Source organism: Kribbella sp. NBC_00382, from assembly GCF_036067295.1.
GTDB lineage: Bacteria > Actinomycetota > Actinomycetes > Propionibacteriales > Kribbellaceae > Kribbella.
This window is the reverse complement of the sequence record NZ_CP107954.1, coordinates 7,695,922-7,719,068: the sequence shown is the minus strand read 5'-3', so window position 1 is coordinate 7,719,068 and position 23,147 is coordinate 7,695,922. Positions and strand designations below refer to the sequence as shown.

Sequence of the window (23,147 nt, the reverse complement as noted above, 5' to 3'; positions counted from 1 at the left end):
CCGATCGTCACGCAGCAGTACGGGTGACGATAGGGCTGTTGGTGTTCCTGGGCGTCAGCGGACTGTTCGGCGGGATCGGTTTGATCTTCGGGATCTGGGGACTGCAGCTGATTCCTCGCGAGCCACTCGACCGCATCCCGGTCATCGACAGCTGGCTCGTGCCTGGACTGGTTCTCCTGGTCGTTTTCGGGCTCGGGTCGCTGGCTGCCGCATACGGCATTCTTCGTAGACCCGAACGGCCGCGGCTGAAGGTCGTGCAGCGGCTGACCGGCCGGCCCTGGTGGTGGGCGGCCACCGTCTTGTTGGGACTCGGCCAGCTCCTCTGGCTCCTGATCGAGTGGATCTACATCGGTATGTCGCCACTGCTGGTCATCTACGGCGCGGTAGGCGCCGCACTCGTGACCTTGCCACTCCTGGCGCCAGTGCGCCGGTATCTCATCTAGTGCCGCCCCAGGAGTGGATGTGCGAGGACCCCTCGATCAGTGCCACTCTGTGACGGTTTGTGGCCAGGAGCGGCGGGGGGTGTCGGTGCCTTGCTCAGCGGGAAAGCCGAAGCGGACGATCATCTGGGGACGGACGTCGCTGCCGATCAACTCCTGCACCTGGGATCGCAGCTGTGTGTACTCGAGCGCCTGGTTGAGGAACGACGCTGCCAGGTCGCACGACGTCGCGGTGAGCAATGCGTGTTGCAGTGCCATCCCGGCCCGTAGCCATTCGGAGGGGCGATCGCCTGGCGTGGTGAGGACGCCGATCAGCGGCTGATTCTCGAACGCCGCGGCTTCGCGATCTGGCTGCTCGGAGCCTGCCGACAGATCACGGACCATCGCCGCGCCGGTAGGCAGTGGGCCCAGGGCTTCCACCGGTACTCCGTCCGCGTCGCGCTCGCCGCCGACCCATTGCGCTCGCTCGGTCAGGCGATCCTCGTCGTGCAGGTCCAGGTCGTCAGCGAGTCTCAGAACGCTTTCCAGCCGCTGGTTTCCGGCCTGGCTCAGCCAGCTCAGGTCGGCTCCCTCGCAGCGAGCTGCCTCGACGACCAGCTGGCATACCGTTGCCGGGACTCTGACCGGCGTCATCGGCCCGCGATAGGTATGCCGCCTGCCGAGTTCGCCGTACAGACTCGCCAGCGGTGGGGCCGGTGTCTGCCGGCTGCCGAGGAAGACTCGGGTGACGATCTCCTGCCGGTCCGGATCGGGCTCGGTCGCGAACGTGGTGTCGTAGCCGAGCGTCGCGGCGGCCACGCGGAGGTTGAAGGTGGCGGCGCCCAGGCCGATCAGGATCAGCCGCCCCGATCGGTCCTCTGCAGGCAGGCTCCGGTCGACGTCGAGGATCACGTCGATCACCGGACCGTTGATCTCGAAACGCCACGGTTGAGTGTTGTGCATCGACGGCGCGGTGCCGGCCGCGCGGATCAGCAGACCGACCTCGTCCCGGTCGAGCAGCGGCTCGTTGGCCATCTTCGTCGTCATCGGAGCTCCCTTCGTGGGCATGGACCAGTGGTGGCCATGTCAGCGGGTGTCGCTGGTTGTCGATCGGCCGGCGATCGCCGCGCGGCCTGCTTCGAGTCGGGCCACCGGGATGCGGAAGGGTGAGCAGGAGACGTAGTCGAGACCGGCCTGGGCGAAGAACGCGATCGAGTCCGGGTCGCCGCCGTGTTCCCCGCAGACGCCGATGACAAGGTCGGGGTTGGCCTGGCGTCCTTCATCCACCGCGAGCTGGACCAGCCGGCCGACGCCGGAGCGGTCGAGCGATTCGAACGGTGATACCGCGAAGATGCCGGCGTCCAGGTAGCGCGGGAAGAAGGATGCCTCCACATCGTCTCGACTGAAGGCCCAGGTCAGCTGGGTGAGGTCGTTGGTACCGAAGGAGAAGAAGTCGGCGTGGCGGGCGATGCCGGCCGCGCTGAGCGCGGCCCGAGGAACCTCGATCATCGTCCCGATCCGCGCGGTGACGGTGCCTCCCGTCTGCGTCGAGACCTCGGCGAGGACCCGCTCGATCTCGCCACGGACCAGCAGCATCTCCTCGTCGCTGGCCACCAGCGGCACCATGATCTCGGGCCGGACGTCCACACCTTCGGATCTCACACCGGCCGCGGCCTCGGCGATGGCCCGCGTCTGCATGGCGAACAGTCCGGGGATCGCGATACCCAGTCGTACGCCGCGGAGTCCCAGCATCGGGTTGGTCTCGTGGATCCGCCGTACCGCTCCGAGAAGGCGTTCGGCATCGGCGTCGTGCTCACCGTGATCCTTGGCGAGCGCGACCTGCACGGACAGGGTGGTCAGGTCGGGGAGGAACTCGTGAAGTGGTGGGTCGATGAGCCGGATGGTGACCGGCAGGCCGTCCATCGAGCGGAAGATCTCGGTGAAGTCGGCTCGCTGCAATGGCTGCAGTTCGTCCAGGGCGGCCTGCACTTCGGCCGGCCCCTCGGCAAGAATCAAGCGCTCCACCAACCGTCGGCGCGCGCCGAGGAACATGTGTTCGGTGCGGCACAGGCCGATGCCTTCCGCGCCGAACCTGCGGGCGCGCTGGGCGTCCGTCGGAGTGTCCGCGTTGGCGTGCACACCCAGCATGCGCCGCTGGTCCGCGTGGCGAAGGATCCGGTCGACGGACTTGACGACCTCCTGTGCGCCGTCGAGGTTCCCGCTGCTTTCGAAGTACTCGACGACAGGTGAGGCGACGACCGGAACCTCGCCGCGATAGACCACCCCGGTCAGTCCGTCCAGCGACAACAGGTCGCCCTCGCGGATGACGACGTCACCGGGTGCGACGGCCAGCCGTCCTTCCAGGTCGACCACCAGCTGTTCCGCGCCGCAGACACACGTCTTTCCCATGCCGCGGGCAACGACTGCGGCATGGGAGGTCTTTCCGCCGCGGGTCGTGAGGATGCCCTGCGAGGCGATCATGCCCGGGAGGTCGTCGGGGTTCGTCTCGCGCCGGATCAGGATCACCGGCCGTCCGTCGCTCGCGAATCGCTGGGCGGCGTCCGAATCGAAGGCCGCGACCCCGACGGCTGCGCCAGGTGAGGCGCCGATCCCGCTGACCAGCACCGGCTGGTCGTGATCGGCGGCGAAGCGGGGGAACATCAGCTGCCCGAGCTGCGCGCCGGTCACCCGCAGCAATGCGTCGTCGAGGGTGATGACACCTTCGTCGACGAGCTGCGTCACGATCCGGAACGCTGCCGCGGCGGTCCGCTTGCCTACCCGGGTCTGGAGGATCCACAGCCGGCCGCGCTCGATGGTGAACTCGATATCGCACAGATCCTGGTAGTGGTGCTCCAGGGTGGCCATCACGGAGACCAGTCGTGCGTAGTTCGCCGGGTCGATGATCTCGAGCTGCGCCAGCGGAACAGTGTTGCGTACGCCGGCGACCACGTCCTCGCCCTGGGCGTTCTGGAGGTAGTCGCCATAGACGCCGGTCGCACCCGACCCCGGGTCGCGGGTGAAGGCAACGCCGGTACCCGAGTCGGCTCCACGGTTACCGAACACCATCGCCATCACGTTGACAGCCGTGCCCAGGTCGTCGGCGATGTGTTCCTGCCGCCGGTAGAGCGTGGCGCGTGCGGTCGACCAGGAGCTGAACACCGCACGTACTGCGTGATCGAGCTGTACGAGCGGATCTTGGGGGAAGACGCTGCCGGAGTGTTCGGCGATGACGCGCTTCAAGAGCTCGCAGGTCCGCTCGATCGCGGCGGCGGGGAGGTCCTCGGGTGTGCTGACCCCCCATTCGGCGAACTCTGCCGACAATGCCGGCTCGAGTACGTCATCGGGCAGGTCGAGAACTGTCCGTGCGTACATCTGCAACAGGCGCCGGTAGGAGTCCCAGGCGAAGTGGTCATCACCGGACTGCTTGGCCAGGCCGTGGACCGACTCGTCGTTCAGCCCGATGTCGAGGATCGTCTCCATCATTCCGGGCATCGAGAACTTGGCGCCCGAGCGGACGGACACCAGCAGCGGATCGTCACGATCACCGAGCCGGCGGTCCAGCACGTTCTCCAGCCGGTGGAGGTGATCGGAGATCTCCTCGGCCAGCCCGGACGGAGTATCACCGGTGGCCAGATAGGTCTTGCAGGCTGTGGTGGCGATGGTGAAGCCTGGTGGAACCGGTAGCCCGATGTGCGTCATCTCGGCGAGGTTTGCCCCCTTACCGCCGAGCAGGTCCTTCTGGTTCATGTTTCCGTCGGCGAAGTCGAAGACGTAGCTGATGCCTTCTTGAGTATGTGTCATGGCGAAACTTCCCTTCCTGGCTGGGCTTTCAGGTCGTTCGAAGCCCGCGGGCGGTGAAGATGGCTCGGACGGCCGCTGCCTGATCCAGCGTGGGTACCGGCCGATCGATCAGGGGAAAGGCGATCCCCATCGCCTCGTACTTCGGTGTCGCGAGTTTGTGGAACGGGAGCACGTCGACTCGTTCGACGTTGCCGAGGTCTGCGACGAAGTCGGCCAGTGCCTCGACCTCGGCGGGGGCATCGTTGAGCCCCGGTACCAGGACGAAGCGGAGCCAGACCCGGCGTTCGAGCCTGGCCAGGCGCTGGGCGAAGCGAAGGGTCGGTGCCAGGTCGCCGCCGCCGGTGATCCGGCTGTAGGTGTGTGGTGCGAACGCTTTGATGTCGAGCAGGACCAGGTCCGTGTCCAGCAGGAGTTCGTCGAACGCTCGTGCGCCGAGTGCTCCGGAGGTGTCGAGCGCAGTGCTCACGCCGGCTTCGGCGCAGGCGTGCAGGACGGCCGCGGCGAAGCGTGGTTGCAGGAGTGGCTCGCCGCCGGACAGCGTCACGCCGCCGCCTGTCCGGGAGAAGATCTTCTGGTAGCGGCGGACCTTGGTCATCACCGCGGCGACCGAAGTCTGCGCGCCGTCGCGTTCCTGCCAGGTATCGGGGTTCTGGCAGTACAGGCAACGCAAGGGGCAGCCGGCCAGGAACAGCACCAGCCTGGTGCCTGGACCGTCCACGCCCGAGGAGAGATCCCACGAGTGGAGGGACCCTGCAGCTGTGGCAGGGGCTTCGGCAGTACTGTCCATGACGGCCATCGCTAGAGACCGGCGTGGAAGGTGCGGTTGATCACGTCGAGCTGCTGTTCACGAGTGAGCCGGACGAAGTTGACCGCATAGCCGGACACCCTGATCGTGAGGGTCGGATACGACTCCGGGTGCTCCATCGCGTCGACCAGGGTGGCCCGGTCGAGCACGTTGACGTTGAGGTGGAAGCCACCGGCGTCGACGAAGCTGTCGAGAACGCCCACCAGGTTGGCGATCCGCTCCTCCCTGGACCGTCCGAGGCCGGCCGGAGTGACCGAGGTGGTCAGTGAGATGCCGTCACGCGAGGCGTCGTACGGCAGCTTCGCGACACTGAGGGCCGCCGCCATCAGGCCGTGGTGATCGCGGCCGTTCATCGGGTTGGCGCCGGGCGCAAACGGCTCGCCCGCTCGCCGGCCGTCGGGAGTGTTGCCGGTGTTGCGGCCGTAGACCACGTTCGAGGTGATCGTCAGTACGGACTGAGTGGGTTCGGCCTCGCGGTAGGTCTGCTGCTCGCGGATCTTGGCCATGAAGGTGTTCACGAGCCAGACGGCGATGTCGTCGGCCCGGTCGTCGTCGTTGCCGTAGGTGGGGAAGTCGCCTTCGCGGAGGTAGTCGGTGACGAGACCGTTCGAGTCGCGTACAGGCCGTACGGTCGCGTACTTGATCGCCGCCAGGGAGTCCGCCGCTACCGACAGGCCGGCGATCCCGCAGGCCATCGTGCGATGCACCGGATAGTCGTGCAAAGCCATCTCAAGCCGTTCGTACGCGTACTTGTCGTGCATGTAGTGGATGACGTTCAGGGCATCGACGTAGGTCTGGGCGAGCCAGCCCATCGTTTCGTCGAGACGGCCCAGGACGTCGTCGTACCGCAGGATGTCGCCGGTGACCGGCGGCGTCGCGGGCGCGACCTGTACGCCGGTGATCTCGTCACGCCCACCGTTGATTGCGTAGAGCAACGTCTTCGCCAGGTTGACCCGGGCGCCGAAGAACTGCATCGCCTTGCCCACTGCCATCGCCGAAACGCAGCAGGCGATGGCAGTGTCGTCGCCGTACCGCGGCCGGAGTAGCTCGTCGCTCTCGTACTGGATGGCGCTGGTGTCGAGCGAGACCTGTGCCGCGAAAGCCTTGAAGCCCGCGGGGAGATCTGGTGACCAGAGGACGGTCAGGTTGGGCTCGGGGGCCGTACCGAGGTTGTAGAGCGTCTGGAGGTACCTGAAGGAGGACCTGGTGACGAGCGGCCGGCCGTCGGAGGCGATGCCGCCGATGCTTTCGGTGACCCAGGTCGGGTCGCCGGAGAACAGGGCGTCGTACTCCGGTGTCCGCAGGAACCGGATGATGCGCAGCTTGACGACCAGTTGGTCGATGAGTTCCTGCGCCGCCGACTCGTCGATCAGGCCCGCTGCGAGGTCACGTGCGAGGTAGATGTCGAGGAACGTGGAGGTGCGGCCGAGTGACATCGCCGCGCCGTTCTGCTCCTTGGTGGCGGCGAGGTACGCCAGGTAAAGCCACTGGACGGCCTCGCGGGCGGTCTCCGCCGGCCTGGACACATCACAGCCGTACGAAGCGGCCATCGTGACCAGCTCCCGCAGCGCCTTGATCTGCTCCGACAGTTCCTCGCGGTCACGCACGACGTCCGCGGTAGAGCGGCGCTCGGCCAGGGTTGCCTTGGCGGCCTCCCGGTCGGCGATCAGCCGGTCCACGCCGTACAGGGGCACTCGGCGGTAGTCGCCGATGATCCGGCCACGGCCGTACGAATCCGGCAGGCCGGTGATGATGGACGAACGCCGTGCCGCCCGGATCTGCGGCGTATACGCGTCGAAGACTCCGTCGTTATGGGTCTTGCGGTACTCGGTGAAGGTCTTGCGGACCTCAGGGTCCAGCTCGTAGCCGTAGGCATGCAGCCCCGCCTCGACCGTTCGCAGTCCGCCGTTCGGCATGATCGCCCGCTTCAGCGGCGCGTCGGTCTGCAGGCCGACGATCAGCTCGTCGTCCCGGGAGATGTAACCGGGCGCGTGGCTGGTGATGGTCGACGGGGTGTGCTCATCGACCGCGAGGATGCCGCGTGCCCGTTCCTCCGGAAAGAGACTGGACACTGCCTTCCAGAGCCTCTCGGTCCGTGCGGTCGGCGGCTCGAGGAACGAACCGTCGCCCGGGTACGGCGTGACGTTGGCGGTGATGAACTGCGCAACGTCGATCCGCTCCCGCCATCCGTGACCGTCGAAACCGTGCCAGGCGCTGTAGTCAGCCGCCGTGCCGCTGTGCTGAGTCGTCATGATCGAGTGATCCCCTCTCCGCCTCCAGCATCACGAGCCGACGGCACAGGGAGCAGAGTCTTAGGTCCCGGATGACGAAGGACGATTCCCCTGCGCGGTGACTCTCTCGAGCCAGCCCGGGGCACGCAGCGAGAGATAGCAAAGACCGGCGACCTGGATCGGCAGCCAGTTCATCGCGGCCCAGAGCGGGAAGGACCGCCGTACGCCGGGAGCCTCGAGCAGCTCGTGCAATTGCGTGGCGACCGCCCGGATACGCGGTCGCCAGGCGCCCGGAAGCCTGTTGATGAGGAAATGAAGTGCCCCGGCCGCCGCGGTGACGTCGGCCGGTGCTGCGCCGCCGGAGACGAGTAGCCGGTAGCGCAGGGCCGTGGCGGTGGCGCCTCCGCCTGCTACCACCCACCAGGGGTCTACTTCCCGGAGCAGCCGCAGAGACTGCTCGGTGCCGGCCATCCGGGGCAGGACGAGGTAGTCCACCAGCGCGACCATCACCAGCAGCCCGACGACGCGGCGCAGCCAGCCCCAGACGGTCGCCGGCCTGCGCCGCGAAGACCGCGGCACAGGCCGCTTCAAGTCACTTGCTAATGGCAACAGATTTGCCATTCGCATACTCCCGACCTTCGCTGTCAGTTGTCCGTGGCACCCAGTACCCGAAATTCCCTCACCGGTGGGCGTCTCCGGCACGTACGACTGCAACAGGGCGATGCACCTCTCGCTGGGCGTCGCTGCAGCTTCAAGTGCAACCGCAGGGTCGGTCGCGTCGCCAAGGGTGAACGGCCTGTCCGGAGGCGACGAAAGTCCTACTGGGCTGGTGTGGCGGATGTCCTGAAGCTGCGCGGGCCGCAGGGTCGCGGTGAGCAGGAGTCGGACAAGGTGACCTTGCAGACCTCGGAGAGTTACCCGGAGCACGTCAGACACCGACTCCGGTGGACGCGAGGTCCTGGGTCCGGTCGAGGACGGACTGCATGGTCGGGGCGAACAGCTCGTCCACGATCCGGCCGTCCGCGAGGAACACGACGCGGTCCGCGTACGTCGCGGCGGACGGGTCGTGGGTGACCATGACGATGCTCTGGCCGAAATCGTCGACCGACTTGCGCAGGAACGCGAGGATCTCTGCGCTGGCCCGCGAGTCCAGGTTTCCGGTGGGCTCGTCGGCGAAGACGAGGGCCGGCCGATTCACCAGTGCCCGGGCACAGGCCACGCGCTGCTGCTGCCCACCGGATAGTTCGTCCGGCCGGTGCGAGAGCCGATCGCGAATGCCGAGCGTGTCGACCACGGTGTCGAACCACGCAGCGTCGACCTTGGTTCCGGCGATGTCGAGCGGGAGGGTGATGTTCTCGCGTGCGGTCAGGGTCGGAATCAGGTTGTAGGCCTGGAAGACGAATCCCAGCCGATCACGGCGCAACGTCGTCAACACCTTGTCCTTGAGGTGGCTGATGTCGACTCCGTCGATCACCACGCGCCCTGAGGTCGGTGTGTCGAGTGCCGCCATACAGTGCATGAGCGTCGACTTGCCGGATCCGGACGGCCCCATGATCGCGGTCAGCTGCCCCCGCGCGAACTCCACGGTGACGTCATCGAGAGCGGTCACTGCCGCAGTACCGACTCCATAGGTCTTGCTCAGCCCGAAGGCCTGGGCAACTGCGTCGGTGGGCATCATTGATCTCTCTGTGGGGTGTTGACTGCTTTGGGGGCCAGTCGGGATCGGCGGATCGGGACGAGGATCAGGGCTGAGCCGCCGATGAGGAACAGGAGGCCGGCGATGAGGAGCCAGGTGGAGAAGGTGTTCAGCCAAGGCAGCGTGGCGGCGACCGCGAGGTCACCCTCGACGGGGCGGGTGCCGTCGGCGTTCATCATGACCACGGTCCAGTCGCCGGCGCCGATCTGCCACGTGGCGGACTGCTGACCGGTGCCGGTGGCGCTCGCCGCCCAGATTGTCAGCTCGGCGGGTAGCGAGGTCGGGGCGGCGCCGTCGTGCTGGCTGTACGCCGTACCGGTGGAACCGCCGCCTGAGTCCGAGGCAATGGTGTGTTCGATGGGTGCGAGATAGGCCGTCACATCGTCGGAGTCCGCGATGCCGACGAACAACACATCAGGACCGGTCGTGGTGCTCTGGATCCGGACCTGGCCGAGGATCTTGGCGATGAACCGGTCCGGGGCATCGAGGCGGAGCAGACCGGACTCCGATCTGGTGCCGTACGTCGCGGTCGACAGATGGGTGCTCTTGGTCGCGAGGAAACCTTGCGAGTCGCGGGCGGTCTGGTCGATCCAGAGGCCCGTTGCTCCAGTCGGCACTGCGATGATGCCTGCGGCGAGGATCAAGATCCCGAAGATGAGGCTGGTGATCGTGCGGCCGGTCCAAGCACCGCGTTTGGTCGGAGCGTGCTGTGGGCCTGACTGGGTGTGCTGGATCGTCATGACCGTCTCTTCCGGTACCTGGTTGGTGCGACGGCGCTGGGAGCGCAGCCGGTGTTCAGCGGACTACCGCTACCGGGCAATCGGCGTGATGCAGCACGGCTTGGCTGACCGAGCCGAGGAGTAGGCCGGTGAATCCGCCCCGGCCCCGGGATCCGACGACTACGAGCTGCGCGTCGGCTGACAGACGGAGCAGCTGTTCGGCGGGGTGCCCGACGACCCGGTCGACCTTGATCGGCGGGTCGTCTGGTGCCGAGTTGGCGGGTGAGACGAGTTCTGAAGACAGCGCGGCGTGGTGGCTGGTGCCGGGGGACCGTACGGTGATCAAGCGGATGCCCAGTCTGTGTCGGCGGGCATAGTCGCGACCGAAGTGGAACGCCGCGATGGAGGCAGGGGATCCGTCATAGCCGACGACGACCGTATCGCCGGCTGGAGCGTCCCGGTCTGGACGGACGACAACAACCGGGCAGTGGGCGTAGGCCGCGAGGTCGACGCAGACGGAGCCGGCAAGGACGCTGAGCGCTGGTCCCAACCCTCGGCTGCCGACGACAACCAGACTGGCGTCACGGGATTGCTCGCCCAGCACCGGGAAGGCGAAGCCGTCGACGATGGCCGTCTCGACGGTCACGTCGGGTTCGAGCTTGTGAGCAAGCTCGGTGGCGGTGTCAGCGATCTGCTGGGCTCCTGCACGGAGCCCCGGCGCGAACGGGCCGGGACCGAGCGGCACCCCGAACTGTGGCCAGACGAAGGCGTGCACCAGTCGGAGCGGTACCTGCTTCGAGGCGGCCTCCGTCGCGGCCCAGCCAAGAGCAACCTCGGAGGCCTCGGAGCCATCGATTCCAACCACCACGGACTGCCGCCGAACGGCCGTCACGAGGGATCACCGAGTGTGGCGTCCCATCGCAGTTCGGCGTCCGCGAGGGGCTCTTCCAGTAGTTGATGCACGGTGACTCCGATCATTGGAGCAGGACACCCTCAGCCTGGACCCGGGGGCGGAGCACCGCACCGGGCATCAGTCCCCAGCCGAAGGGTCTTTAGGCACCGAACGGTCAGCCGCGAGTACGGAACCGGCGTAGGGCCCGGACGACAAGCCCGGGGACGGCTGCGACGGCGAGGGCGACACCGAGTTGAGTGAGTGTCAGCGACTCCAGCCCGAGCAGTTCTCGGAGCGGAGCGAAGACCAACGGCAGGAGTTGGGCGATCCCTGCACCGGCCACAGCGATGTCGAGGAACCGGACCCGGCTCGTGCCAGGTGTCCTCGGCCGCCGCAGGGCCATCGCGACGCCGAGCTGAGCCAGGCCGAGGACGATGAACGTCATCGTCTGCCAGGGTCCGCCGGTCCGCTCGGCCCAGACGCCGGCGGCGATCGCGACCAGCGAGATGAGCGCTCCGGTCCAGGCAATTCGTTGCCACAGGCCACCACCTAGCACGTGCTCGTCCGGGGCCCGCGGTCCGCGGCTCATCGCTTTCGGATCGGCCGGCTCCGCACCCAGGGCGACTCCTGGCAGGCCGTGGGTGAGCATGTTGATCCACAGGATCTGCGCGGGCAGCAGCGGCACGGCCAGCCCCAGCAGCGGACCCACGAGCATCACGACGACCTCGGCGACGCCGCCACTGAGCGCGTAGCGCAGGAAGGTACGAACGTTCCCGTGGATGCGGCGGCCTTCCTCGATCGCGGCGACGACCGTGCCGAGGTCGTCGTTGGTCAGAACCAGGTCGGCAGCCTGCCGGGCGACCTCGGTGCCGTCCTTGCCCATCGCGACCCCGATATCGGCTCGCCTCAACGCAGGAGCGTCGTTCACGCCGTCACCGGTCATCGCGACCACCTGGCCCTCGGCTTGCCAGGCGCGGACGATGTCCAGCTTCTGTTCTGGCCGGATCCGGGCATAGACACATGCCTGGGAGGCAGGTCCGGGATCGAGGCCGTCGTCGATGTCTGTACCTGTGACGACGTGGTCGCCAGGGTCGAGCCCGATTCGGTCGGCAACGGCGCGGGCCGTTTCGGGAGCGTCTCCGGTGATCAGCAGCAGGTTGACGCCGGCCTTACCGAACGCGGCGACGACCTCCGCTGCGTTGTGGCGCACTGGATCGGTGATCGCGATCAGCCCGGCCAGGTGAAGACCTGACTCCGCGGTGGCAAGATCGATCTCGACCTGCTCTTCGCGATCGGCCACGGCCAGTACCCGAAGCCCCTGCTTGGCGAGGCCGGCCGCCACGGCACGGGCAGCGTCGAGGTCGCCGTACTCGATGATGTGGCCGTCGAGTAGTACGTCCGGAGCTCCCTTGCAGACGACCAGGAAGCGATCCCGCCCTGGCACCTGATGGATGGTGGTCATGCGCTTCCGGATGCTGTCGAAGGGGATCTCGGCCGTTCGGGGATGCGCTGCGCGATGGGCTGTTGCCGCCACCCCACCCTTGGCAGCCAAGGTCACCAGGGCCGCCTCGGTCGGATCCCCGAGCGGCAGCCAGCCGTCGTGGTCGGCATCGGGCGGGCGCAGGTTGGCGTCGTTGCACAGCACGATGTCGCGGAGCAGCCGCGCCGTCGAAGAGTCAGGCCCGTGGTCGACCGGGTCGATGGAGCCGTCCGGCGAGTAGCCGTGGCCGTGGGCAACAGAGTGACCGGTCTCGGTCCACAACCGCTCGGCCAGCATGACACCTTCGGTCATGGTGCCGGTCTTGTCGGCGGCGATCACGGTGACGGCGCCGAGGGTCTCGACTGCGGGCAGGCTCCGGACGACGGCGGACTTCTTGGCCATCCGGTGAGCTCCGAGGGCGAGAGCGAGCATCACGACGGCCGGCAACGATTCGGGTACGGCTGCCACTGTCAGGCTGACGGCGGTCACGAGCATCTCGCTGACCGACCTGCCGCGGAGCAGACCGGACACTGCGACCAGTGCCGACAGGGCGAGAGCGGTGATCGTCAGCGTTCGGCTGAGCGATCGGAGCCGTCGTTGCAACGGCGTCGGTCGTGGTCGCTGGGCAGACAGCAAGGCCGCGATCTGTCCCAGCGCGCTGTCCGGTCCCGTCCGGGTGACGATGCCGCTTCCCCTGCCACGGGTGACCACCGTTCCGGCTGACATCTCGACCACGAGGTCTTCGCGGAGCTCCTTCTCGACCGGCACCGACTCGCCGGTCAGCGCCGCTTCGTCGGCCTGGAGCCGGGAGGCGGTCGCCAACTGAAGGTCGGCCGGTACGACGTCGCCGGCCTCGAGCAGTGCAATGTCGCCCGGGACGACGTCGGCTGCGGCAAGTACCAGCGTGCGGCCCGACCGGATGACGCGTGCCTGCGGTGCTGCGAGCTGACGCAGGGCGGACAGAGCTTTCTCGGCCCGCAACTCCTGGATCACGCCGACGGTGGTGTTGAGGGTGACGACCAGGAGGATGACGGTCAGATCGGTGAAGTCCCGCAGGGTGGCGGTCAATGCCGCGGCGCCGAGCAGGATCAGGATCATCGGGTCGCGCAACTGCCCGAGCACCCGCGGCAGTACGCCGGGTGGCGTCGGCTGGGCGATCGAGTTGGGGCCGTGTTCGGTCAGCCTGCTGGCAGCTGCCGCGTCGGACAACCCGTCGTGGGCCTTGACATCGAGTGTCATTCGCGATGCTCCTGCTGGTCTGGGGATAGGGCTGCGACAGCGATCAGCGGACGATCGCGACCGGGCATTTGGCGTGGTGGAGGACGCTGAGGCTGACTGAGCCCAGCAGCAGGCTGGCGAAGCCGTCGCGGCCTCGGGATCCGACCACCAGCAGCTCCGCGTCCTCGGCTGCGAGGACCAGGGCCTGGGCGGGGTGGCCGCTCATCAGACGCACGTCGAACTCGACGTCGGGGTAGTCGGTCTCGGTGCCGGCCAGTGACTCCGAGACCAGCAACCGGTCCTCGTTCGCGATGTCGACCGGGTCGAAGACGAGCAGCCCGAGACCGCCCGTGAAGGTAGGCGCTGGGTGCGGAGTGACGTTGACGACAACCACCCGCGCACGACGTGCCTCGGCCTGGGCGAAGGCGAAGTCGATCGCCTTCGCGGAGGTCTTCGAGCCATCGACACCGACGACGATCGTCGGCCTGTCCTGGAGTCGGGGACGCGACGCTGCCGGAACCACCACCACCGTGCCGGCCGAGTGCATGCTGACCTGGTTGGCGACCGAGCCGAGCAGGACGTCGGTCCAGCCGCCGTGGCCGCGCGTCCCCAGGACGCTGAGGCGAGCGTGGATGGACTCGTCGATCAAGCTCGAGGCAGCTGATCCGTCGACCAGAACGCTGACCACACTGAGCTCCGGGTGCTGCAGACGGATGCTGTCGGTGAGTGCATCCAGCCCCCTTTCCTGCAGGTGGCGCACCTCGGTGGCCGACACCGAGTCAGCGCTGGGGTAGCCGATCGGGATGGGCTCGGACACTTCCACGATGCGCAGCGGCGACAGTTGCCCGACTGCCTGTGCAGTTGCCCACCGCAGTGCGGCGCGGCTGCCGCCAGAGCCGTCATAGCCGACGACGATCGGATCGAGTTTCTTCAACGACATAAGAGCTCCTCAGGAGATTGGCAGTGAACGGTGTTCCCACTCATCACGACGCCCTGCGCGGTGTTACGACCACGGTGTGGTGGATCTCTTCGGACAGGGTGTGAATCGCGCGGGTCAGGTCGGTCAGGGCTGGCTCTCGGCCAGGAGCATCCAGAGGGCGAATCCGATCGCATGGACCGCATCGGACGGGGGCATTGGTCTCGTCTCCTTGTCGGGCAAGCGTTCTACCTCACGCCTCGGTTGTGGCAACACCTGCGAACAGGTCGACGTTGCACTTCCACTCTCCACGTCGGCATGGAGTTGTGGACAGGGCCAAAGGTCCCGGCGCCGAGTGCCCGCGGCCCATAAGGTTCTAGGCTCAATGGAGCTGCAGCCGAGATGTAGATCAGAACGGAATGACAGTCATGGACAAAGTTCAGCCTGGACCTGGTCAGGAGTCGGTCTGGGACTATCCGCGGCCGCCGGCGCTCGACCTGTCCTCGGAGAAGATCGTCGTGATGCTCGGGGGGCAGGTCATCGCCGAGACCTCGCAGTCATGGCGGATCTTGGAGACGAGCCACCCGCCGACCTACTACTTGCCGCGTTCGGCCTTCGCACCCGGCAGCCTGCGGGTGGCGAGTGGATTGTCGTACTGCGAGTGGAAGGGGATGGCCTCCTACCTGGATCTGATCGGCGGCGGCAGAGTCGCGGAACGCCAGGCCTGGTGGTACCCGGAGCCCACACCCCAGTACGCCGTACTGCAGGATCACATCGCCTTGTACCCCGCAGCGATGGACCGCTGCACGGTCAACGGCGAGGAGGTGGCGCCTCAGCCAGGAAACTTCTATGGCGGCTGGGTGACGTCCCGCGTCGTCGGACCGTTCAAAGGTTCGCCCGGTACGAACTTCTGGTGAGCCCGGCGTTCGAGATCCCTCAGCTCGGCCGCTCGCTGAGCACTTGCTCCAACTGCTTATGGACCCGCGCGGCATAAGGAGGGTGGAGCGTCTCGAGCAGACCGACCGCATTCCGCAGGTACTCCGCAGCCGTGGCAGGGTCACCAGCCGCTTCAGCCAGGGTGCCGAGACCCTCCATCGCGCGGGCCTGCAGGAAGGTGTCGGTGTTGGCCCGGGCGGTTCGTAGTACTTGGCCGAACTGCTCGTTGGCCTCGTGATGGCGACCAGCGGCGACCAGACTGTGGCCGAGGTGAAGGCGGCCAACCTGCTCGGCGCCCCGGGAGTTGGTACTGAGCGCTGAGTCGACTGCTTGACGGTGGGTGCGCACTGCATCGTCGGGCCGGCCGAGTAGGCGGTATGCCCGACCGAGGTGGCCCAGCGCATAAGGAAGGCTGTACGCCGTCCCGAGCTCGTCGGCCAGCGCTATCGCGGCCTGGGCGGACTCGACCGCTTCGTCGAGCCGGCCCAGGTCGATGCAGGCGCCGGCCCGGCCGCTCAGCAGGTCAGGCTGGGTGGATCGATCGCCGAGCCGGTTGAGGATCGCGAGGGCCTCGTCGTAGTACCCGAGGGCTGGGCCGAAGTCGAGCAGGCCGGCGTGATGCATGGCGATCATGGAGAGGCTGCGGGTCAGTACCCGCGCGTCGGCCAATTCGCGGGCCAAGGCGAGCGACTCCTGCAGGCACGTCATCGCCTCGCCCAGCGGATCGATCGTGCTCAGGCAGTTGCCGAGACCGCTGAGCAACTGGATCCGCAGGGCCGGGTCGCTGTCGGCAGGCAGACATTCGAGGGCCAGCCGCAGGTACTCCACGCTGCGAGCAGTGCCGTGCTGCGGTTTGCCCAAGCGGGCCAGCGCGTTGAGCACCCGAGCCTCGGATACCCGGTCGCCTGCTCGTCTGCTGGCCTCCAGTCCCAGCTGAAGAAGCTCGTCGCGCTCCCGGATCCAGCCGCGCAGATGCAGGTACCTCGCGGAGCTCAGCGCCAGTAGGTAGCAGTGTTCGTCGCGCTTGTCCGTTGCTGCCGCCCGGACCGCAGCGAACAGGTTGGTCGCCTCCGCATCGCCCCAGGCCTTCGACTTCGCCGTTGAGCCCAGCTCGGGCAGCGCCACCGGTTCACGGCCGGTCAGGTCGACATAGGCCATCCCGGCGATCCTGGACAGCGGGTGGTCGCTGGCTTGGAGGTAGTACTCCAGTAGGCGTTCTGTGGCGCCGTCCTCGTCTGCCGGGGCCACGCTGCCGGAGTACTCGAGTAGCAGGTCGTGCAGCTGGTAGCGACCGGCCTTGGGTTCTAGGAGCAGGCTCGCGTCGACCAGTGCCTCCAGGGTCAGCTCGGCCGCTTCTGGTGTCACAGCGGCGAGGGCGGCGCCACCGTAGGCGTCCACATCGTGGCCGGGGACTCGACTCAGCAGCTGGAACATCCGCTGCTGGTCCGGCACGAGTTCCCGATAGGACAGCTCGAACGTGCTCAGTACGCCGTCGTCCTCTGTGCCGAGCTCCGTCAGCCGGTCACCTTCCCTGAGCCGTTGACCCAGGTGCTCAACGGTCCACTCCGGGCGCTGGCGCAGCCGGGCACCGAGGATCCTGATCGCGAGCGGCAACCGCCCGCAGTACTCGACCAGCTCCGCGGCCGGGCCTGGCTCACCGGCCACTCGTTCGGCGCCTGCGACCTCACTCAGCAAGGCGATCGCCTCGGCCGGGGCGAGCGGATCGAGCGCGATCCGCTCCGCGACCGCGAGACCGGTCAGCTGCTGCCGGGACGTGATGACCACCGCGCAGGTGGCCGAGCCGGGTAGCAGCGGCTCCACCGACCTACTGTCGCGCGCGTTGTCCAACACGATCAACAGTCGCTTTCCGGCGATCTCCGAACGCCACAGCGCGATTTGCTGGTCGAGGGTCGGCGGCAGCTGCTCGGGCGAGACACCGGCCATGGCGAGGAGCTGGGTCAGCGCGGCATTGGTGTCCAGCGGGCGCCGGTCCTTCGCGTGGCCGCGCAGATCGAGGAAGAAGACACCGTCGGGGTACCTCGAAGCGACCCGTCGAGCGACCGCGACAGCAAGCGCCGTCTTACCGACGCCGGGCATTCCGTCGACCGTGGCGACGATCGGTGCGCCGGGCTGTGGGCGATCGAGGGCCCAGATGAGCGCGGTCAGCGCGGAAACCCGGCCGATCAGCGGCAGTCCGGCGTACGGGAGCTCGCTCGGTGGGGGAGCCTGGTTGTCGTGGAGGATTCGTTGCTGGATGACTTGCAACTGTTTGCCGGGCTCCACGCCGAGCTCGTCGACCATCCTGGATCGCGTCCGCAGGTAGACCTCGAGTGCATCAGCCCGGCGGCCGGACCCGGCAAGCGCGGACATCAGTTGCCCAGCGAGCCGCTCGTCCAGTGGTCGCTCGTCGACCGCGGCGACGAGGTCGGGCACCAGTTCCGCGCTGCGGCCCAGTTCCAGGTCGAGGTCGATCCGGTCTCCGAGGACCTGGTCCAAGCTTGCTGTCAGCCGCCGGCGCTGCGCGATCAGATATGGGCCGGTCAGGCCGGTCAGCGGCTCGCCACGGACCAGCCTCGATGCTGTCCGGTAGGCGGACCGGGCGCCGGCGGCGTCACCTTCGACCCGCCTTTGCTCTGCCGTCTTCGCGGCCGAGAAAAACTCGTCCACGTCGAGGACTACCGGCGGTACCCGCAGGAGATAGCCGTTGGCGGTTCCCTCGATGAGCTCGTCGCCACCACCGAGCAGTTGCCGCACCCGATAGATGTTGGGTGGCAGCACCTTCAGCCCGCTGGCCGGTAAGTCGTCGGACCAGACCGCGTCGAGCAGGTCTTCGCGGGAGCAGACCTGGTTCGCCCGCAGGGCCAGTACTGCCAGCAGTGCCCGTTGCCGGTGTCCCGCACCGACAGCGATCCCGTCCACCAGGACCCGGAACGGTCCCAGTAGCTCGATACGCACTGACACGGTCACCCGTGCAGTGTGCCTGAGGCAGCGGTCCGGGGCTGGAGGGGCTGCCCCGGACCGCTGTCAGATCAGCGGTACTGCACGTACAGGTACCAGGTCGTGTAGCCGCTCTGCTGGCAGTAGTAGTTCGAGATCACGCCCCGGACCTGGAGGGCCGCGCCGGCGTTCTCGCAGTTCGGCTGGGTCCAGTACCACGTGTAGTACTCGTAGGCGTTGACGGTGTCCGGGGACGCCTGAACCGTCGCGACCTGGGTGCTGGGCACCGGTGCGGCCGAGGCCGCCCCCGCGCCGCCGGCCAGCAGCGCTGCTCCCATCGTCGCGGAGGCCATCGTTGCCATCAGAAACTTTCGCATGATTCGACTTCCTTAGCTCCGGCAAATTGCATGGACAGCCGTCAGCCTCGGCGGACAGGGCTCGGTGTCCACCCGGTGTCCTGTTGCTGCCAAGCACTGTCACCACCGGCAGGCGTGCACCCGCTCCCAGGTCAGCGGCAAGTCAGCAAAACGTCAGCGCCCCGTCATCGGGCGGGGTCAGTTGCTCTTGGCGCTGGTGTTGATTCCGCCGTTGACGCCGGCGGCGGCTTCCAGATATCTCGGATGGTCACGGACAGTCGCGATCGACCGGTATTTGATCCTCACCCGCAGGTAGGTTCACCTTTTTGCCCTGTGGTAGTAGTTGCTCGGGGCATCGAATTGGCCGTCGGCGCGGAGATCCAGGCGGCGAGGCCGAACCCGGCCGCGAACGCCACCATGGTGTAAACGCCTCGGGGTGAGAAGATGTGGCTGTCCAGGAACGAGTAGCTCGCGCTCAGCAGGACGACCGCGACAGCAAGCGCCGCTACGCCGTGCCGCAGGAACAAGACCACGGACATGGCTGCTGCAGCGATCGCGAAACCGTAGACGCCGATGTGTCCGAGCCGGTCGCCGACCTCGAAGAGTGGCTGGACCGCGGCGCCGAGATCTGCCGCTGAGTGGGTGTTTCGCGCAACCGTCCCGGCGGCCAGGCCGGCGACCAGGTCCAGTCCCGTGTAGAAGGTCGCGTAGACGAAGGCTCCGACCCACGCTGTCACAGTGGCGAACCCCGCCACGTCGATTCCCGGCCGCCGCCACAGCGGCAGTAGGAAGCCCACAGCCAGCAGAGGGAAGACCGGGAGGAGCAGGAGATGGAGATGCTGCCAGGACGCTGCGCTCTCGAGGGTGAGGAAGTGGGGATGTGACAAACCCGCGCCGGCGAGAGCCAGCGCCGGCACCACCGCCAGTACCGTCCGAAGCCATCGCATCCGCCGAGCCTAGGTCCGAACCGCTGCTGAGTTGCCTGGCTTGCGCTTTCCGCTGGCTTACATCGTCGCGAACAACCCAAGGAGCCGAGTTCAGGTTCGGTCAGATGATGCGGGGCAGAGTCGAGGCGAGGGCCGGCCGCCCGTGCGGCCGGCCCTCGGAGTCTCAGGTCAGGCGTTGGCGCGGCTGGTGTTGATTTGGCCGTTCACGCCGGCCGGGAAGAACCCGCCCTTGGTGGCCTTCTTGGGCGTCAGGTAGACGATGTTGAGGACCTGGTCGGCGCCGCGGCTGAAGGCGATGCCGTTGGCGTCGGTCGGGATGATGTTGGTCTTGCCGTGGTAGGTGGTGCCCTGGTCGAGGTCCGCCTTGCCGTCGAGGCTGTCGCGGGCGTTGGAGATCGCGACCGACGGGACCTGCAGGCCGCGCGCGACCAGCGTGGTACGGATGTTGGCCGCGTGATAGGCCTCGACCGCGAGGATGCCGGCGGCGGCCTCGAGGTAGGTCTTGTTGGTGATCAGCGGTGCTGCGCCCTTGTACGCGGTGACGCCGACGTCTTCGAAGACGTAGGCCGCGAGCAGGAAGTTGTTCTCGTTGGCGTAGGCATCGAATTTCTGTCCGGGCTTGATCAGTCCGGCCGCCGTTGCCGCGGAGGTGAACGCGGCGTCGATGTCGATCGACGGACGCGCCACTGCCGCGGTACCGAGGGCCTTGCGCAGGAACTTCACGTGGGCGAGTTCGTCAGCGGCGATCTCCTCGGCGTAGGCCTTGACGACCTTCGACTGGAACTTGACCTTGCGACCGCCCCGAACGCCGCCGAGCCTGCCCTTGCCGTAGACATCGGTAGCGGACAGCCCGAAGCCACGGACCGCGCGCAGGTAGAACTCGGCCTCCAGGTACTCCAGGTTGAGCGCGAAGTTCAGCACCGCGCCGTCGCTCGGCTTGGCCAGCTCCGTGGTGTGGCCTTCGGTGTCCGCGGTCGCGGGGCTGAAGACACCGCCCGCGAGCAGGCCGCCGCCGACCAGTCCGGCGCCGACACCGGTGACGCCGGCGGCGCGGAGGAATTTCCGCCGATCGACGCCGTTCTCGGCGCTCCGATCGATCGCGTTGCGGATGAACAGCTTGTCGAACATCTCTACTCCAGATTCGAGTTCCGCCCGGCCGGGTGGCCGGAACGGGCACAGCGAGTCGTCTCAAGAGCGGTTGGCGGCGACCAGCCATCCGGACCTGCTTCGGTGCGGCGACACCACCGGATCGGTCAAGACCGCGTGTCGGCCGGCCCGGGTCTCGGCAGAAGTTATGCATAAGTTGTTCATGGCATGCTGGGGGCACCGATCGGAGGAGACGGACTCATGGGCCTGACCAGCAGTACTGTCGTGCGGGCATCCCGCTCAGAGGTGTTCTCCTGGTATCAGCGGCCGGGCGCGATCGTGCGGCTCACGCCACCCTGGATGCCGGTACACATCAAGCGTGAGGCGACTGATCTTGCGAACGGCACCGCGGTGCTGGGCTTTCCCCTCGGCCTGGAGTGGGTGGCGCGCCACAGCGGCGCGCTGCCACCTTCGCAGTTCGTCGATGAACTGGACTCCACGCCGCTGCGGTGGCTTGTCCGCTGGCGCCATACGCACGACTTCGAGGTTGTGACGCCGGACGAAACGAGGGTGATCGACCGGATCGACAGCAATGTTCCTGGCGTTCTCCTGAAGTCGATGCTTGCCTACCGGTACCGTCAGTTGGCCGACGATCTCGCCGCACACGACCGAGCGGTCGCCGGCGGGATGCGCCCGATGACCGTCGCGATGACCGGCAGCCACGGAACGATCGGTACGCCGCTTGCGGCGCTGTTGTCGACCAATGGACATCGAGTGATCCGCCTCGTCCGCGGAAACGCCGCCGGCCCGGATGAACGGCACTGGGACGTGGAGAAGCCGGACAAAGGACTGCTGCGGGGAGTCGACGCGGTCATTCACCTGGCGGGAGCGTCGATCGCCGGCCGGTTCACTTCCGCACATCTCCGAGCGATCCGCGATTCGCGAATCGGCCCGACGACGCAGTTGGCTCGGCTTGCCGCGGAGACGCCGGACGGTCCGGGCGTTTTCGTCTGCGCATCTGCGATCGGCTACTACGGCCCAGATCGCGGCGATGAGTCGTTGGTGGAGAGCAGCGCCCGCGGTGACGGGCTGCTCGCCTCATTGGTGGGGGACTGGGAGCGCGCGACCGAACCAGCGGCCGCGGGTGGTCTTCGAGTCGTCAACATCAGAACCGGTCTGGTTCAGACACCGGCGGGCGGAATACTGCAACTGCAGTACCCGCTCTTCGCCGCAGGCCTCGGTGGTCCGCTGGGTAACGGCGATCAATGGCAAGCCTGGATCGGCATCGACGATCTGGCCGACATCTACCACCGGTGTCTGTACGACGCGGAGCTGGCTGGTCCCGTGAATGCCGTCGCACCTGAGCCGGTACGGAACAACGAGTACTCGGCAACGCTGGCTCGGGTTCTTCATCGTCCAGCGCTGCTGCGAGTGCCCGCACTCGGTCCACGCCTGATCCTTGGGAAGGAAGGAACGGAAGAGCTCGCTCTGGCCTCCCAACGAGTTCTACCTCGCAGGTTGACGGACCTCGGCCACACCTTCAGACATCCCGACCTTGAATCGGCCCTCCGCCATTTGCTGGGCCGAACGGGCCAATCCTGACCTGCGTCAGCCGCCCTGCGACACCACGGTCGTACCTTCGGAGCCGACTGCTCCACTGAAACGTCAGCTGAACCGGTCGGGCTTGTTGCTGCTCGGTCCGGCTTTCGTTGCGGCGGTCGGGGCCAATCTGATGGCGGTGCTGGTGCAGTACCTGGCGGCCAAGGCGAGTATCGCGACCGGACGGACGCGCTGAATCTGCTGTTCGGGATCCCGCTGCTGTTGGGTGGTGCTGTCACCGGGCTGGTCTCGTTCGCGCTGCTGATGTACCAGTCCAAGCGTGGCCAGCGGCCGTTCGAGACGGCGATCGTCGGGCTGCTCGCCGTGGTCCTGATCGGGTTCGTGGTGTCGACGATCCAGTCGCATCCGTCCGGCTCGGCGGTCATCGGCGGCCTGGTGCCGCGGTTGGACGGTACGGACTCGCTCGTCCTGGCCGCCGGGATGCTCGGCGCGACGGTGATGCCGCATGCGATCTGGTTGCATGGCGCACTCGTCACTGACCGGCATGGCAAGACGCTCCGGTCGGTGGTCGGCAAGATGCAGGTGCTCAAGGCAACGAGGCTGGATGTCGGCATCGCGATGGCGCTCGCAGGTGCGGTCAACCTCGCCATGGTCGTGGTCGCCGCCGCTGCGCTCAGAGGATCCGGCGCGGACACCCTCGATGCCGCGCACCAGGCGTTCGGCGAAAACCTCGGCCGGATGCCGGCCCTGTTGTTCGCCCTCGCCCTGCTCGCCTCTGGTTTCGCCTCGTCCTCGGTCGGGACCTATGCCGGCTCTGTCATTCTCGAGGGCTTCTGGAAGCGCCACGTCCCACTCGGCGCCCGGCGCCTGATCACCTTGCTCCCCGCCCTGGTGATCCTTGCCCTAGGCATCGACCCGAGCCGCGCGCTGGTCGTCTCCCAGGTCGTCCTCAGCTTCGGTATTCCTTGTGCCCTCTGGCCCTTGGTCCGCCTCACCGCATCGCGCCGGGTGATGGGTGAGTTCGTCAACCGCTGGCAGACCACCGTGCTGGCCTGCTTGGTCGCGGCGGCGATCACCACCCTGAACGTAGTACTGATCGTCCTCACCGTACGGGGATGACGGACCGCGGCCGATGGTGGCGTCGATCG

At 67.4% G+C, this 23,147-nt stretch carries 17 protein-coding genes and 1 pseudogene; 4 read left to right on the top strand and 14 right to left on the bottom strand.

Features of this window, described 5'->3' with window-relative positions; all coding sequences use genetic code 11:
• Window positions 1-23 precede the first annotated feature (23 nt).
• Window positions 24-443 carry a hypothetical protein gene (locus OHA70_RS36230; RefSeq protein ID WP_328325727.1) on the top strand — a complete coding sequence of 140 codons (420 nt, stop codon included), beginning with the start codon at window positions 24-26 and terminating at the stop codon, window positions 441-443.
• A 36-nt stretch (window positions 444-479) separates the two neighbouring features.
• Here the strand turns inward: OHA70_RS36230 and OHA70_RS36225 are convergent, their stop codons facing one another.
• The 10 genes from OHA70_RS36225 to OHA70_RS36180 form a co-directional block, all read right to left on the bottom strand.
• The gene (locus tag OHA70_RS36225) at window positions 480-1,466 is read right to left on the bottom strand and encodes an Acg family FMN-binding oxidoreductase (RefSeq protein ID WP_328325725.1); all 987 of its coding nucleotides are present in this window, start codon (window positions 1,464-1,466) and stop codon (window positions 480-482) included.
• Between the two features lie 39 nt (window positions 1,467-1,505).
• Window positions 1,506-4,220 carry a pyruvate, phosphate dikinase gene (gene ppdK, locus OHA70_RS36220; RefSeq protein WP_328325723.1) on the bottom strand — a complete coding sequence of 905 codons (2,715 nt, stop codon included), beginning with the start codon at window positions 4,218-4,220 and terminating at the stop codon, window positions 1,506-1,508.
• Between the two features lie 28 nt (window positions 4,221-4,248).
• Entirely contained in the window at window positions 4,249-5,007 is a 759-nt protein-coding gene (gene pflA, locus OHA70_RS36215; RefSeq protein ID WP_328325721.1) for a pyruvate formate-lyase-activating protein, read from the bottom strand.
• An 11-nt stretch (window positions 5,008-5,018) separates the two neighbouring features.
• The gene (gene pflB / locus OHA70_RS36210; protein WP_328325719.1) at window positions 5,019-7,277 is read right to left on the bottom strand and encodes a formate C-acetyltransferase; all 2,259 of its coding nucleotides are present in this window, start codon (window positions 7,275-7,277) and stop codon (window positions 5,019-5,021) included.
• A 60-nt stretch (window positions 7,278-7,337) separates the two neighbouring features.
• Window positions 7,338-7,835 (bottom strand): hypothetical protein, encoded by a 498-nt coding sequence (locus tag OHA70_RS36205; RefSeq protein ID WP_328325717.1) that lies wholly within the window; start codon window positions 7,833-7,835, stop codon window positions 7,338-7,340.
• 349 nt (window positions 7,836-8,184) lie between these two features.
• On the bottom strand, window positions 8,185-8,934 hold the full coding sequence (locus OHA70_RS36200) for an ABC transporter ATP-binding protein (protein ID WP_328325715.1): 750 nt from the start codon (window positions 8,932-8,934) through the stop codon (window positions 8,185-8,187).
• Window positions 8,931-9,692, bottom strand: a complete 762-nt coding sequence (locus OHA70_RS36195) for a hypothetical protein (RefSeq protein WP_328325713.1) — start codon at window positions 9,690-9,692, stop codon at window positions 8,931-8,933. The genes OHA70_RS36200 and OHA70_RS36195 overlap by 4 nt, the downstream gene beginning before the upstream one ends.
• A gap of 55 nt (window positions 9,693-9,747) precedes the next feature.
• Window positions 9,748-10,536 (bottom strand): universal stress protein, encoded by a 789-nt coding sequence (locus tag OHA70_RS36190; protein ID WP_328325711.1) that lies wholly within the window; start codon window positions 10,534-10,536, stop codon window positions 9,748-9,750.
• A 202-nt stretch (window positions 10,537-10,738) separates the two neighbouring features.
• Window positions 10,739-13,282, bottom strand: a complete 2,544-nt coding sequence (locus tag OHA70_RS36185; RefSeq protein ID WP_328325709.1) for a cation-translocating P-type ATPase — start codon at window positions 13,280-13,282, stop codon at window positions 10,739-10,741.
• Window positions 13,283-13,325: 43 nt separating this feature from the next.
• A complete protein-coding gene (locus OHA70_RS36180) occupies window positions 13,326-14,201 on the bottom strand; it encodes a universal stress protein (protein WP_328325707.1) in 876 nt (291 codons plus the stop codon).
• A 404-nt stretch (window positions 14,202-14,605) separates the two neighbouring features.
• On the opposite strand from OHA70_RS36180, the gene OHA70_RS36175 reads away from it, so the two are divergent.
• Entirely contained in the window at window positions 14,606-15,094 is a 489-nt protein-coding gene (locus OHA70_RS36175; protein WP_328325705.1) for a DUF427 domain-containing protein, read from the top strand.
• A 19-nt stretch (window positions 15,095-15,113) separates the two neighbouring features.
• On the opposite strand, the gene OHA70_RS36170 is transcribed toward OHA70_RS36175, so the two are convergent.
• The 4 genes from OHA70_RS36170 to OHA70_RS36155 all read right to left on the bottom strand — a co-directional run bounded on the left by OHA70_RS36170 (window position 15,114) and on the right by OHA70_RS36155 (window position 20,481).
• Window positions 15,114-18,080 carry an AfsR/SARP family transcriptional regulator gene (locus OHA70_RS36170; protein WP_328325703.1) on the bottom strand — a complete coding sequence of 989 codons (2,967 nt, stop codon included), beginning with the start codon at window positions 18,078-18,080 and terminating at the stop codon, window positions 15,114-15,116.
• Window positions 18,081-18,142: 62 nt separating this feature from the next.
• A complete protein-coding gene (locus OHA70_RS36165) occupies window positions 18,143-18,427 on the bottom strand; it encodes a hypothetical protein (RefSeq protein WP_328325701.1) in 285 nt (94 codons plus the stop codon).
• A gap of 281 nt (window positions 18,428-18,708) precedes the next feature.
• Window positions 18,709-19,353, bottom strand: a complete 645-nt coding sequence (locus OHA70_RS36160) for a hypothetical protein (RefSeq protein ID WP_328325699.1) — start codon at window positions 19,351-19,353, stop codon at window positions 18,709-18,711.
• A gap of 168 nt (window positions 19,354-19,521) precedes the next feature.
• On the bottom strand, window positions 19,522-20,481 hold the full coding sequence (locus OHA70_RS36155; RefSeq protein ID WP_328325697.1) for a ferritin-like domain-containing protein: 960 nt from the start codon (window positions 20,479-20,481) through the stop codon (window positions 19,522-19,524).
• Between the two features lie 219 nt (window positions 20,482-20,700).
• Between OHA70_RS36155 and OHA70_RS36150 the strand changes: the two genes are divergently transcribed.
• Both OHA70_RS36150 and OHA70_RS36145 read left to right on the top strand, forming a co-directional pair.
• The gene (locus OHA70_RS36150) at window positions 20,701-22,041 is read left to right on the top strand and encodes a TIGR01777 family oxidoreductase (RefSeq protein WP_328325695.1); all 1,341 of its coding nucleotides are present in this window, start codon (window positions 20,701-20,703) and stop codon (window positions 22,039-22,041) included.
• Between the two features lie 130 nt (window positions 22,042-22,171).
• Window positions 22,172-23,118, top strand: a pseudogene (locus OHA70_RS36145) (Nramp family divalent metal transporter).
• Window positions 23,119-23,147: the final 29 nt, after the last annotated feature.

Coding starts and splice junctions, on each gene's coding strand:
- OHA70_RS36165 (WP_328325701.1), bottom strand. CDS start 18,427: ATGCGAAAGTTTCTGATGGCAACGATGGCCTCCGCGACGATGGGAGCA.
- ppdK (WP_328325723.1), bottom strand. CDS start 4,220: ATGACACATACTCAAGAAGGCATCAGCTACGTCTTCGACTTCGCCGAC.
- OHA70_RS36225 (WP_328325725.1), bottom strand. CDS start 1,466: ATGACGACGAAGATGGCCAACGAGCCGCTGCTCGACCGGGACGAGGTC.
- OHA70_RS36195 (WP_328325713.1), bottom strand. CDS start 9,692: ATGACGATCCAGCACACCCAGTCAGGCCCACAGCACGCTCCGACCAAA.
- pflA (WP_328325721.1), bottom strand. CDS start 5,007: ATGGACAGTACTGCCGAAGCCCCTGCCACAGCTGCAGGGTCCCTCCAC.
- OHA70_RS36185 (WP_328325709.1), bottom strand. CDS start 13,282: ATGACACTCGATGTCAAGGCCCACGACGGGTTGTCCGACGCGGCAGCT.
- OHA70_RS36175 (WP_328325705.1), top strand. CDS start 14,606: ATGGACAAAGTTCAGCCTGGACCTGGTCAGGAGTCGGTCTGGGACTAT.
- OHA70_RS36180 (WP_328325707.1), bottom strand. CDS start 14,201: ATGTCGTTGAAGAAACTCGATCCGATCGTCGTCGGCTATGACGGCTCT.
- OHA70_RS36200 (WP_328325715.1), bottom strand. CDS start 8,934: ATGATGCCCACCGACGCAGTTGCCCAGGCCTTCGGGCTGAGCAAGACC.
- OHA70_RS36150 (WP_328325695.1), top strand. CDS start 20,701: ATGGGCCTGACCAGCAGTACTGTCGTGCGGGCATCCCGCTCAGAGGTG.
- OHA70_RS36160 (WP_328325699.1), bottom strand. CDS start 19,353: ATGCGATGGCTTCGGACGGTACTGGCGGTGGTGCCGGCGCTGGCTCTC.
- pflB (WP_328325719.1), bottom strand. CDS start 7,277: ATGACGACTCAGCACAGCGGCACGGCGGCTGACTACAGCGCCTGGCAC.
- OHA70_RS36155 (WP_328325697.1), bottom strand. CDS start 20,481: ATGTTCGACAAGCTGTTCATCCGCAACGCGATCGATCGGAGCGCCGAG.